This window comes from Dysgonomonas sp. ZJ279 (assembly GCF_011039205.1).
In the GTDB taxonomy this organism is placed as follows: domain Bacteria; phylum Bacteroidota; class Bacteroidia; order Bacteroidales; family Dysgonomonadaceae; genus Dysgonomonas.
On record NZ_JAAKEL010000001.1, the window covers coordinates 250,052 to 261,973 of the forward strand.

The window sequence follows — 11,922 nt, forward strand, 5'->3', positions numbered from 1 at the left end:
TTAACGTGAGTTCTATATAAGCATCGTATAATTATGAGTCATTATCTGATATCTATCTTTCGTCTATTCTGTCATCCCGATACGTAGTGAGGGATCTGTTATCCTGTAACAAGGTATAATCGAGATCCCTCACTACGTATCGGGATGACAAAATATTTATTCCATTTTTTTGTTCCTTTCCTTATATAGAACTCACGTTAGGTTTATTATTTTTTAGAAAAAGTCTTAGGATATTCCACAGGATATAGCTTTTCTCCACCAAGTAAACGTATATAAGTCGTAAACTCTCGTTTGCCTTCTTTCATTTCGATAACACGACAACCGTTCTTTCCGAGGTTGTTATAAACTGTTTTACCACCCGAATAACGACCATAAGCAAGATATATATTGTAGTATTCACCGATGTAATCATTATCGTGATCATGTCCTACAAATGTGCCCATCACATCACCTGCCTGACGCATTGCTGCAAACATGCCCGAATTTAGTTTACCATTACATTCATCTTCTCTTTTTTCTCCGATTATCTTCGCATCCTTAGCAGTAGTCATCAATGGATATTCAGCTAGTGGGATATGGAAAAATGCTAGAGCCGGATAAGGTTTCCCATTGTTGTTTTTAGTATAAGCAGCACTTTGATTCGTGTACCATTGTATCTGGCTCAGTCGCATCCAGTCGTAGCTTCCAAGATTCTTTATTGAGGTATATGCTCCCGAATCAAATAAATAAAGAAGAGTTTTTAGCTTTTCATTTTTCTTATCTTTCACTTCTAATATATAGTTGCCCACACCATCAAGACTTTCGTCTCCTGCTTGTGCTAGACAATATGGTTTTTGTACCACATAATCCATTAATTCTTGTCGCGACATGCTAAATTCATCATCATGATTGCCAAAAACATAAGCCCAAGGTATCCCTCTTTCTATAACCGGAGCAAAAACTTCATCTAAGCCTTGTTTTACAGGTTTAGCCCATATAACATCGCCAGTGAATATAACAAGGTCTGGTTTTTCGGCATCCAATACTTCGTTGATTAGTTCTATTGCCACTGCCGATTCAGCTTTTCCTTGTTTGTAATGAACATCTGTGAACTGGATTATTTTAAAATCTCCGCTTGAGTTGAATTTCAATGTTTTTTCTTGTGCTTGTACCGAATAAGTAAATAGTAGCAAGCAAAAAGCTAATAGTAATTGTCTCATGATTAAATTTTATTTGAAAATTAGATTTTGAATACCGCTAAATTACTAAAAAAGAGAAGATGATAAAGCCTTTTTAGTTGCAAAAAGGGTTAATTAGCTGACAGTTCTCCAAAAAGGCAAAAAAAAGTAAATTAAGATTTGACAATATCATTTTTTTTATATCTTTGCAAATACATAAAGAAAGAAAAGATGCAGTTTCAATTATTAAATACATATTGGTGGTGGCGTTCTCAACTCAAAAAGTCGTGAGCAGAATCGCTATGTATTAACTAAATTGAATGAAAATAGAATACAAGGCCTATCGTTACTCACGATGGGCTTTTTTTATGAACAAGAAATAAATAAAAACAAAATATAATGGGAAAATTTAACGTCGATAGCAATGGATTTTATGGAGAATTTGGAGGGGCTTATATCCCTGAAATTCTTTATGATAATGTTGAGGATTTGAAGAATACATATCTGAAAGTATTGAATGATCCTTCGTTTCAGAAAGAGTTTCACGACTTATTAAGAGATTATGTCGGTCGCCCTTCTCCGCTTTATCTGGCAGAACGTCTTTCCGAAAAATACGGATGTAAAATTTATCTTAAACGTGAAGACTTAAATCATACAGGTGCTCATAAAATAAATAATACCATCGGTCAGATATTGCTTGCCCGCCGTATGGGTAAGACTCGTATTATTGCCGAAACAGGGGCCGGACAGCATGGTGTCGCCACTGCTACTGTATGCGCCTTGATGGATATGGAGTGTATTGTCTACATGGGTAAGACTGATGTAGAACGCCAGAACCTGAACGTGCAAAAAATGGAAATGCTTGGTGCGACAGTTGTGCCTGTTACCAGTGGAAACATGACACTGAAAGATGCGACCAACGAAGCCATTCGAGACTGGTGCTGTAATCCATCCGATACGTATTATATTATAGGTTCTACCGTAGGACCTCATCCTTATCCCGATATGGTTGCTCGTTTGCAATCGGTAATCAGTGAAGAGATTCGTAAACAATTGCTCGAAAAAGAAGGGCGTGAGACTCCCGATTATATGATAGCATGTGTTGGCGGAGGTAGTAATGCAGCCGGAGCAATCTACCATTTTATCGATGAGCCTGATGTGAAAATAATACTTGCCGAAGCTGCCGGAAAAGGTGTATATTCAGGAGAATCAGCCGCAACTATTCATTTAGGAAAAACAGGAATTATTCATGGTAGTAAAACTCTGATTATGCAATCGGAAGACGGACAAATAGAAGAACCGTATTCTATTTCTGCCGGACTCGACTATCCGGGTATAGGACCTATGCACGCTCATTTAGCAAAGACAGGACGCTCGGAAGTGCTTGCTGTTACCGACGATGAAGCAATGGAATACGCATTCGAATTGACAAGACTTGAGGGCATCATACCCGCTATCGAATCGGCACATGCGTTAGGTGTATTAGGGCAAAAGAAATTTAAGGCAGATGATGTTGTTGTTCTATGCCTATCTGGACGTGGCGATAAGGACATGGAGACTTATATCAAATATAATGAAGCTAAAAGCTAAAAATATGAACTATAATATAAAGGTAAAAACGACAAAGCTACTTGCCGATCTACAAACACCGGTAGGTATCTATCTTAAGGTACGGGATATATACCCCGAGTCGGCATTGTTGGAAAGTTCTGATTATCATGGTGGTGAGAATAGTTTTTCTTTTATCGGTATTGACCCGATCGCTCGGTTCAAGGTGGAAAAAAATCAAATTACGACGACCTATCCCGATAATACAATTAAGCACCAGGTATTGCTTGATAATGAAAAATTGACTGACAAATTCAACGAATTTATTCATCAATTTAATGTACAAGGCGAAAACGCTACAAACATCAATGGCTTCTTTGGTTATACTTCGTATGACGCTATCCGCTATTTTGAAGCCGTAGATCCTATCAATAAGAAACTGAATAATTCCGATATCCCTGAATTTTATTATATTCTTTACCGTTTTATTTTGGTTATCAATCATTTGAAAAACGAATTGACAATTGTAGAAAATATCGCAGAAGGAGCACAGGCAGAATCATCTAAACTCGAAGGCATCTTGGCGAATAACAATATCGCTTCTTACAATTTCGAAGCAATAGGTAACGAGCAATCGATGATTACCGATGAGGATCATAAAGAGATGATAGAAAAAGGTATTGCTCATTGCAAACGTGGAGATGTATTCCAGATCGTACTATCGAGATGTTTCACCCAACGATTTGCAGGCGATGATTTTAAAGTATATCGCTCGCTCCGTTCTATCAACCCATCGCCTTACTTATTCTACTTCGATTTCGGATCGTTCCGCATATTCGGTTCATCGCCCGAAACTCATTGCCGGATTCAAAAAGGAAAGGCTTACATAGACCCTATAGCAGGAACATATTTCCGTACAGGAGACGACGAAAAAGATCGTATTTTATCGGAAGCCTTATTAGAAGACGAGAAAGAGAATGCGGAGCATGTAATGCTTGTCGATCTGGCTCGCAACGATCTTAGCCGCAATTGCCACGATGTGAAAGTCGATTTTTATAAAAATGTACAGTTCTACTCGCATGTTATCCATCTGGTATCACGTGTTAGCGGTATTGTCGATAAAGACAAAGACAGCATATCGGTTTATGCCGATACTTTCCCTGCGGGTACTCTTTCGGGAGCGCCTAAGGTGAGAGCAATGCAATTGATTCGCGATATAGAAAAACAAATGCGGGGTGCTTATGGTGGTTGTATCGGTTATATCGGATTCAACGGCGATCTTAATCAGGCAATAACGATACGTACCTTTATGAGTAAAAATAATACACTCCATTATCAGGCAGGTGGTGGTATCGTATCCAAATCGAACCCAGATACCGAAGTAATGGAAGTGAAAAATAAACTCGGAGCATTGAAAAAAGCTGTGGATGCAGCCGTGAATCTAAAAAATTAAGAAAATGAAAATATTAATATTCGATAATTACGACTCATTCACATACAATCTGGTACACCTCGTTAAGTCACTTGGTTATACAGATGTCGATGTGTATCGTAACGATAAGATCAGCCTTGCGGACGTAGCGCAATACGATAAAATCATCCTATCTCCCGGTCCCGGTATTCCATCCGAAGCAGGCTTATTACTCCCTCTGATAAAAGAATATGCGGGTAAGAAACCAATTCTAGGTGTCTGCCTCGGTCATCAGGCAATAGGAGAGGCTTTTGGGGCTAAGCTAATCAATCTGGAAGATGTATATCATGGGGTAGCTACACAAATAAAGGTAGTGCGACCCGATTATTTGTTTGAAGGATTGGACAATGAATTTGAAGTGGGGCGTTACCATTCGTGGATTGTCGATCCTCAAAACTTGCCCGACTGCATTGAAGTAACAGCAGTAGACGGTAGTGGGCAGATCATGGCTCTAAAGCATAAGCAGTACGATATACACGGTGTGCAATTTCATCCCGAATCGGTGTTAACTCCTGTGGGAGAAACTATAGTAAAGAATTTTTTAACCTACGAATCAAAATAATTAGAAAACATGAACAAGAAAATTTTATTAAGCGAAAACGATATTCCTAAGCAATGGTACAACATAGTGGCAGATATGAAGACCAAACCTCTTCCTCCACTCAATCCTAAAACAAAAGAGGTCATAAATCCGGCTGATTTGGAACCTATTTTTGCAAAAGAATTAATAGGACAGGAGCTATCTCAAGAAAGATGGATCGATATTCCGGATGAGGTGAGAGAACTATATAAAATATGGAGACCAACTCCACTTGTTAGAGCTACCGGTTTAGAAAAAGCGTTGGGTACACCAGCTCACATCTATTTCAAGAACGAAGGTGTAAGTCCTATCGGTTCTCATAAATTGAACTCTGCGTTACCTCAGGCATATTATAATAAAAAACAAGGTATTAAACGTCTGACTACCGAGACAGGAGCCGGACAATGGGGTACGGCATTAAGTTTCGCTGCAAGCGTATTCGGTCTTGAATTGGATGTATATATGGTAAAGGTTAGTTACGAACAAAAGCCATATCGCCGTTCTATGATGCAAACGTGGGGAGCGAATGTAATACCGTCGCCAAGTAACAAAACCGAAGCGGGTAGAAGTATTCTTGCTAAAGATCCCAATAATTCGGGTAGCTTGGGTATTGCGATATCCGAAGCGGTAGAAATGGCGCTTAAAGATGATGATACACGATACACTTTGGGTAGTGTACTGAATCACGTTTCTCTTCATCAGACTGTTATCGGCTTGGAGAGTGAAAAACAAATGGAGATAGCAGGCGAATATCCAGATATTGTAATCGGTTGTTTCGGTGGTGGATCAAATTTCTCAGGGATCAGTTTCCCATTCTTACGACATAAAATCCTTGATGGAAAAGGAATTCGCATAATTGCTGCCGAGCCGGCAAGTTGTCCTAAACTGTCGAGAGGTAAATTCGAATATGATTATGGTGATAGTACTGGTCTGACTCCTTTGTTGCCAATGTACACACTCGGTCACGACTTCCAACCGGCGGATATCCATGCAGGCGGATTGCGTTATCACGGTGCAGGTACAATTGTTAGCCAACTGCATAAAGACGGGTTGGTTGAGGTACAGGATATTCCACAATTAGAGACTTTCGAAGCCGGACAAATGTTTGCCAATACAGAGGGAATTATCCCTGCTCCCGAATCGACTCATGCTATTGCAGCCGCAATCAGAGAAGCGTTGAAGGCTAAAGAAGAAGGAGTGCAAAAGAATATCTTATTCTGTCTGTCGGGTCATGGATTGATTGATATGAGTGCTTACGATCAATACCTGAGCGGCACAATGACAAATTTCAAGTTGACTGACGAAGATATTGCCAAAACAACAGATACGTTAGAAAAATTAGCCCCCTAATCCCCCAAGGGGGACTTAGGTCAATAAAATAGTAATGATGAATAATAATAGTAAAATCAAAGCCTCTCTTATGGGGAGGTTGGAGTGGCTGATATGAAACAAATACTAAATAGACTTTTTGAGCATCAATATCTCAACCGTGACGAAGCGAAAGAGGTAATGACCAAGATGGCAGCAGGAGAATACAACGAATCGCAAATTGCCGCTTTTATAAGCGTATTTCTGATGCGTAGTATCAATGTCGATGAATTTCTCGGTTTTGCCGATGCTTTGCTCGATCTGCGTACCAATGTAGACGCTTTAGTTCCTTACAATCCGATCGATATCGTAGGAACGGGAGGCGACAACAAAAATACGTTCAATATTTCTACACTTTCGTGCTTTGTTGTTGCAGGCGCAGGATATAAAGTTGCAAAACATGGTAACTATGGTGCGACTTCTGTTAGTGGGGCATCTACTGTAATGGAACAGCATGGTGTGAAATTCACGAAAGATATAAGTAAACTCGAAGAGTCGTTGGATAAACTGAATATTGCTTACCTGCATGCACCATTATTTAATGACGCGTTAAGAATAGTAGCACCTGTGCGTAAAGCATTGGGAGTGCGTACATTCTTTAATATGTTAGGGCCGATAGTGAATCCTATCAAACCCAAAAGGACAGTGTTAGGGGTATTCAATCTTAAAATGGCTCGTATGTATTTCTATACATATCAGCAGACCGATGTGGATTATTCGATAGTACATAGTCTGGATGGGTATGATGAAATTTCGCTTACGAATGACTTTAAGGTTATCAACAAGTTTGGCGAGAGTATTTATTCACCCGAAGACCTTGGCTTTAATCGTTGTACAGACAAAGATCTGGATGGTGGCACAACGAAGGAAGATGCGGCAGTAATCTTTAGCAGTGTCATAAATAATACGGCTACCGAGGCGCAGAAAAATGCAGTTATAGCTAATTCGGCGATTGCTATTCAGACAATAAATTCAAATCTATCTCTTGAAGAATGTATTGCACAGGCTCGCGAGTCGATAGATAGCGGCAAGGTGAAGATTCTGTTTAAGAAATTTATTGAACTAAATAGCTAATTATAATGAACGACTTTACTGTTCCTAAAGATCATATCAACTTTTTGGCAAAGAAATTATTTGACAATTGTGGCGAAATCATTGATGGTTCTATCGCTTACTTAGATGTAGACGGCGGCGGTCCAATTGAATCGCATACTCACGAGCATTCTCATCTGTTTATTGTAATCAGTGGAGAGGCTCGAATAAAGTTAGGCGATAAAGAAACAATAGTAGGGGCTAATGAGTCGTTTCTTGTAGATGGCATGATCCCTCATTCGGTATGGAATAATATAAATATACAAACGGTGATGATTGGTATTTCGGTAAAGAGTAATTAAGAATAGAAAAGGATAACTTATGGAATCAAATAATATTACTCATTGCACTTCCTTAGATGAAGTCCGTCTCAATATAGATAAGATAGACAACGCTTTGGTGAAGCTTATAGCAGACAGAAGCCGCTATGTGGATCAGGCTGCGCAATTTAAAAAGACAACGAACGATGTTGTTGCAGTAGATAGGGTGAGCTTGGTAATTAATAAAGTAAAATCATTAGCAGAACAGCATAGTTTAGACCCTTCTATTGTGGAAAAGGTATATAGAACAATGATTAGAGTTTTTACGGAAGAAGAGCTTGCAAAACAAAATCCATTATATAGTGATATGAAAAAATCATATTATTAATAGAGTTTTAGAAAAGATAAAATGAAAAAAGTTCTGATTATAAACGGACACCCTGACAGAGAAAGTTTTTGTCATGCTTTACATCAAAGCTATAAAAAAGGGAGTTTAAGTAAAGGTAGCGAAGTACAAGAAATAGCTCTTGCTGACATGGTATTCAATCCCAATCTGGCTTATGGATATAGAAAGCGTACAGAATTGGAGCCCGATATGTTAGAAGCTTGGGCAAAGTTGCAATGGGCTGAGCATATTGTATGGATCTATCCTACATGGTGGGCTTCTATGCCAGCTATTTTGAAAGGATTTATAGATCGATTGTTTCTCCCCGGATTTGCTTTCGAGTACCAAGAGAAATCTCCATTCCCTAAAAAGCTATTAGTGGGTAAAACTTCCGAAATAATCAGCACAATGGACTCTCCTGTCTGGTATTACAAATGGATAGTAGGAGATATCGGTGGCAAACTCATCCGTAAAAATATCGGAGCTTTTTGCGGAATAAAAAATATACGCACCACGTATCTGGCTGTAATGAAGACATCGACAGCAGAACAGCGAATCAAATGGCTGCAAAAAGTAGAAAGAATAGCATCTAAGTAATATTAATTAGTTACGAGTTACAAGGTTGTTTTTAAGAACAACAAATCAAGAAATAGAATTTAATGGAAACCCAACAATTACAGCTCAAGCGCATACGTTTAGCAGTCTTTGCATTTTATTTTTGCCAGGGCTTATGCTTTTCGAGTTGGGCAAGTCGCATACCCGATATTAAATCGTTTCTCAGCCTCGACGATGCCGCTTGGGGAACAATTTTATTTATGATACCTATCGGGCAGGTTTGTGCCATGACCATATCGGGGCTACTTGTTTCGAAACTGGGGAGTAGAAATATCTTAAAGTATGCCTTTCCATTATATTCTCTAAGCTTGTTGGCTATCGGTTTGTCAACTACTCAATACTCATTGATCTTGAGCCTTGTGTTTTATGGAATATGTGGTAATTTCTGCAACATATCGGTAAATACGCAAGGTGTCACAACCGAGAATTTATATGGGAAATCTATCATGTCGTCCTTTCATGGAGGTTGGAGCCTGGCAGGATTCACAGGCTCGTTGATCGGACTCTTGATGATCAATCTGAAAGTCAGCCCCTTTCATCACTTTATTTTCATTATTATTCTTGTTAATTGTATTGCGTTCTTCAATCATAAATACTTGCAGCCGGATATGAAAAAAGTGAGGGCTAATCCCGAAGATCAATTGGCTAAAAAGAGAAATAAACCTGAAAAATTCCTCTTTATGCTCGGTATAGTGGCTTTCTGTGGAATGGCAGCCGAAGGCAGTATGTTCGATTGGAGCGGTATCTATTTCAAAGATGTGGTGAAAGTGCCCGAATCGCTTGTTCCGATTGGATTTACAGCTTTTATGATAATGATGGCATCGGGGCGTTTTGTTGCAGACAAGGCTATAAGAAGATGGAGCAGAATGCGGATCATACAAATGAGCGGATTTTTAATTTTTCTTGGTCTACTCATTTCAGTTGCCTATCCACATATTATTGTGACCACTATCGGTTTTATGATTGTAGGATTGGGCACATCGAGTATAGTACCTACAATATATAGTATTGCCGGACAAAAAACAAGGATACCGACAGGTCTGGCACTGACAATCGTATCGAGTATCAGCTTTCTTGGATTCCTTGCAGGACCGCCATTGATAGGCTATATTTCGCATGTAACCAGTTTGCGGTACTCGTATGCAATGGTTAGCTTGTTAGGGATATGTATTATAATACTTGTGTCACAAATAAGAGTGTTTAAGAAAGATAAGACAGAGATCGTCGAGAATGTAGTAATTAATGAATAATTAACCCAAAAGATATGGACAATATATTAGATAAGATAATAGCAAATAAACGTATCGAAGTAGCGCAGCAAAAGAGTGTTATCAGTATCGCTGAATTAGCAAAGAAGATTATCGACACTACGAATAAGTATTCTTTTAAAGAGTCCCTTTTAAATTCTTCTACGGGAATTATATCCGAATTTAAGAGAAGGTCACCATCTCGTGGATGGATTTTCGAGAATGCTAGGATCGAAGAAGTTATTCCTTTCTACTCGAAAAACGGAGCAAGTGCTATATCGGTACTTACCGATCTTGATTTCTTTGGTGGTACGCTCGCCGATTTGGAATTAGCTCGTAGTATAACTGAAACTCCCCTTTTGCGTAAAGATTTTATGATAGACGAATATCAGCTTTATCAGGCAAAAATATATGGGGCGAATGCCATATTGCTTATTGCATCCGCATTATCGGTTGACGAAACAAAACAATTGGCTGCTAAAGCAAAAGATTTAGGCTTAGATGTTTTGTTAGAAATACATAACGAAAAAGAGTTAGACCATATTAACGATAAAGTGGATGTGGTAGGCGTAAACAACCGCAACCTGAGCACTTTCGTTACAGACATACAAATATCGTTCGATTTAGTAGAAAAGATACCCAATGAATTTGTGAAAATATCGGAAAGCGGAATTTCTCAACCTCAAACAGTAATCGATTTGCAAGGGGTCGGATACAGAGGATTCCTGATGGGAGAGAACTTTATGAAAACCGATAATCCGGGTAAAGCATTAGACGATTTCATTAAGCAATTGAAATGAAGATAAAAGTTTGCGGGATGAAAGATCCCAAGAATATAGAGGCTCTGGGCAAATTGCCGGTCGATTTTATGGGATTGATATTCTATCCTAAATCGCCACGGTGTATAAATGATCTGGACCCGCAGGTTTTGAATGTATTGCCTAAAACAATCGAGCGGGTAGGAATATTTGTCAATGAGGATATAGATATCGTTTTAGGGCGAATAGCTGAATACAATCTGAATAAGGTTCAATTGCACGGACAGGAATCTGCTGAATATTGTTCTCAGTGTAAAAGCTTATCTAAAGCCGAGGTGATTAAAGCATTCAATGTATCGGACGAAAAGGATTTTGAGCAAACGAAAGAATATGAGACTGTTTGCGACTATTTCTTATTCGATACAAAAACAAAACATCACGGTGGCTCGGGTCTGAAATTCGATTGGTCTATCTTAAAAGCATACGATGGTGAAACCCCTTTCTTTTTAAGCGGAGGAATATCGATAAATGATGTCGAAAATATAAAAACATTGTCCTTTCCAAAACTATACGCTTTAGATTTAAACAGCAAGTTCGAGACAGAACCCGGAATAAAGGATATTCCATTAATAGAGAAATTTATAAAAGAACTAAGATATGAATAGAATAAAACAACTTTTTGAAAGTAAACAAAAGGATATACTTTCCATCTATTTCACAGCAGGGTATCCGCAATTGAATGATACATGCGATGTGATTCGCGAGTTGCAGGCTAACGGCATCGATTTGATCGAGATAGGTATACCTTTCTCCGACCCGATGGCAGATGGTCCGACAATACAGGCTAGCGGTACAGTAGCTCTCCGTAATGGTATGACTCTAAGAATACTATTCGACCAGTTAAAAGACATTCGTAAAGATGTAACGATACCATTAATCTTGATGGGCTATTTAAATCCGATTATGCAATATGGCTTTGAGGATTTTTGTAAGAAATGTAAGGAAGTGGGTGTAGACGGAGCTATTATTCCCGATCTGCCTTTCAAGGATTATATTGAAGAATATAAACCGATAGCCGATAAATATGATATCAAGATAGTAATGCTTATTACCCCCGAAACTTCGGATGAGCGTGTTCGTCTGATAGATGAGCATACCGATGGATTTATCTATATGGTATCGTCAGCATCGACTACAGGTGCGCAAAAAAGCTTCGACGAGGGTAAACAGGCTTATTTCCGAAAAATCAATGGAATGAATCTGCGTAATCCTCGTCTTATCGGCTTCGGAATATCGAACAAGGCGACTCTTGACGCAGCGCAAGCTAACGCCAGTGGTGCAATTATAGGCAGTAAATTTATTACCTTATTGAAAGAGTCGGCTAGTATAAAAGAAGCGGTGAGCGAATTAAAGAAGAGTTTGGAAAGTTAATCGATAACTT

General features: G+C 38.9%; 13 protein-coding genes. 12 read left to right on the top strand and 1 reads right to left on the bottom strand.

The features are described 5' to 3' along the window. Positions 1-206: 206 nt before the first annotated feature. Entirely contained in the window at positions 207-1,199 is a 993-nt protein-coding gene (locus G7Y57_RS01110; protein ID WP_165020326.1) for a metallophosphoesterase family protein, read from the bottom strand. 357 nt (positions 1,200-1,556) lie between these two features. Between G7Y57_RS01110 and trpB the strand changes: the two genes are divergently transcribed. The 12 genes from trpB (at position 1,557) to trpA (ending at position 11,912) form a co-directional block, all read left to right on the top strand. Beyond that, positions 1,557-2,747 carry a tryptophan synthase subunit beta gene (gene trpB / locus G7Y57_RS01115; protein WP_165020327.1) on the top strand — a complete coding sequence of 397 codons (1,191 nt, stop codon included), beginning with the start codon at positions 1,557-1,559 and terminating at the stop codon, positions 2,745-2,747. Positions 2,748-2,751: 4 nt separating this feature from the next. Then, positions 2,752-4,158 carry an anthranilate synthase component I family protein gene (locus G7Y57_RS01120; RefSeq protein WP_165020328.1) on the top strand — a complete coding sequence of 469 codons (1,407 nt, stop codon included), beginning with the start codon at positions 2,752-2,754 and terminating at the stop codon, positions 4,156-4,158. A 4-nt stretch (positions 4,159-4,162) separates the two neighbouring features. Next, complete coding sequence (locus G7Y57_RS01125) at positions 4,163-4,738, top strand: anthranilate synthase component II (RefSeq protein ID WP_165020329.1); 576 nt, start codon at positions 4,163-4,165, stop codon at positions 4,736-4,738. A gap of 9 nt (positions 4,739-4,747) precedes the next feature. Beyond that, on the top strand, positions 4,748-6,106 hold the full coding sequence (locus G7Y57_RS01130; RefSeq protein WP_165020330.1) for a TrpB-like pyridoxal phosphate-dependent enzyme: 1,359 nt from the start codon (positions 4,748-4,750) through the stop codon (positions 6,104-6,106). Between the two features lie 93 nt (positions 6,107-6,199). Next, on the top strand, positions 6,200-7,198 hold the full coding sequence (gene trpD, locus G7Y57_RS01135) for an anthranilate phosphoribosyltransferase (RefSeq protein ID WP_165020331.1): 999 nt from the start codon (positions 6,200-6,202) through the stop codon (positions 7,196-7,198). A gap of 5 nt (positions 7,199-7,203) precedes the next feature. Then, positions 7,204-7,518 (top strand): cupin domain-containing protein, encoded by a 315-nt coding sequence (locus G7Y57_RS01140; protein ID WP_221412101.1) that lies wholly within the window; start codon positions 7,204-7,206, stop codon positions 7,516-7,518. Between the two features lie 19 nt (positions 7,519-7,537). Further along, the gene (locus G7Y57_RS01145; protein ID WP_165020332.1) at positions 7,538-7,864 is read left to right on the top strand and encodes a chorismate mutase; all 327 of its coding nucleotides are present in this window, start codon (positions 7,538-7,540) and stop codon (positions 7,862-7,864) included. Positions 7,865-7,885: 21 nt separating this feature from the next. Next, positions 7,886-8,458 (top strand): NAD(P)H-dependent oxidoreductase, encoded by a 573-nt coding sequence (locus G7Y57_RS01150; RefSeq protein ID WP_165020333.1) that lies wholly within the window; start codon positions 7,886-7,888, stop codon positions 8,456-8,458. Between the two features lie 62 nt (positions 8,459-8,520). Further along, positions 8,521-9,726, top strand: a complete 1,206-nt coding sequence (locus G7Y57_RS01155; protein ID WP_165020334.1) for an MFS transporter — start codon at positions 8,521-8,523, stop codon at positions 9,724-9,726. Positions 9,727-9,740: 14 nt separating this feature from the next. Then, complete coding sequence (gene trpC, locus G7Y57_RS01160; protein WP_165020335.1) at positions 9,741-10,523, top strand: indole-3-glycerol phosphate synthase TrpC; 783 nt, start codon at positions 9,741-9,743, stop codon at positions 10,521-10,523. Continuing rightward, positions 10,520-11,146, top strand: a complete 627-nt coding sequence (locus tag G7Y57_RS01165; RefSeq protein ID WP_165020336.1) for a phosphoribosylanthranilate isomerase — start codon at positions 10,520-10,522, stop codon at positions 11,144-11,146. Before trpC ends, G7Y57_RS01165 begins: the two co-directional genes overlap by 4 nt. Next, positions 11,139-11,912: a tryptophan synthase subunit alpha gene (gene trpA, locus G7Y57_RS01170; RefSeq protein ID WP_165020337.1), complete on the top strand. Its 774-nt coding sequence runs from the start codon at positions 11,139-11,141 to the stop codon at positions 11,910-11,912. Before G7Y57_RS01165 ends, trpA begins: the two co-directional genes overlap by 8 nt. The last annotated feature ends 10 nt before the right edge of the window (positions 11,913-11,922 follow it).

Coding starts and splice junctions, on each gene's coding strand:
- G7Y57_RS01110 (WP_165020326.1), bottom strand. CDS start 1,199: ATGAGACAATTACTATTAGCTTTTTGCTTGCTACTATTTACTTATTCG.
- trpB (WP_165020327.1), top strand. CDS start 1,557: ATGGGAAAATTTAACGTCGATAGCAATGGATTTTATGGAGAATTTGGA.
- G7Y57_RS01120 (WP_165020328.1), top strand. CDS start 2,752: ATGAACTATAATATAAAGGTAAAAACGACAAAGCTACTTGCCGATCTA.
- G7Y57_RS01125 (WP_165020329.1), top strand. CDS start 4,163: ATGAAAATATTAATATTCGATAATTACGACTCATTCACATACAATCTG.
- G7Y57_RS01130 (WP_165020330.1), top strand. CDS start 4,748: ATGAACAAGAAAATTTTATTAAGCGAAAACGATATTCCTAAGCAATGG.
- trpD (WP_165020331.1), top strand. CDS start 6,200: ATGAAACAAATACTAAATAGACTTTTTGAGCATCAATATCTCAACCGT.
- G7Y57_RS01140 (WP_221412101.1), top strand. CDS start 7,204: ATGAACGACTTTACTGTTCCTAAAGATCATATCAACTTTTTGGCAAAG.
- G7Y57_RS01145 (WP_165020332.1), top strand. CDS start 7,538: ATGGAATCAAATAATATTACTCATTGCACTTCCTTAGATGAAGTCCGT.
- G7Y57_RS01150 (WP_165020333.1), top strand. CDS start 7,886: ATGAAAAAAGTTCTGATTATAAACGGACACCCTGACAGAGAAAGTTTT.
- G7Y57_RS01155 (WP_165020334.1), top strand. CDS start 8,521: ATGGAAACCCAACAATTACAGCTCAAGCGCATACGTTTAGCAGTCTTT.
- trpC (WP_165020335.1), top strand. CDS start 9,741: ATGGACAATATATTAGATAAGATAATAGCAAATAAACGTATCGAAGTA.
- G7Y57_RS01165 (WP_165020336.1), top strand. CDS start 10,520: ATGAAGATAAAAGTTTGCGGGATGAAAGATCCCAAGAATATAGAGGCT.
- trpA (WP_165020337.1), top strand. CDS start 11,139: ATGAATAGAATAAAACAACTTTTTGAAAGTAAACAAAAGGATATACTT.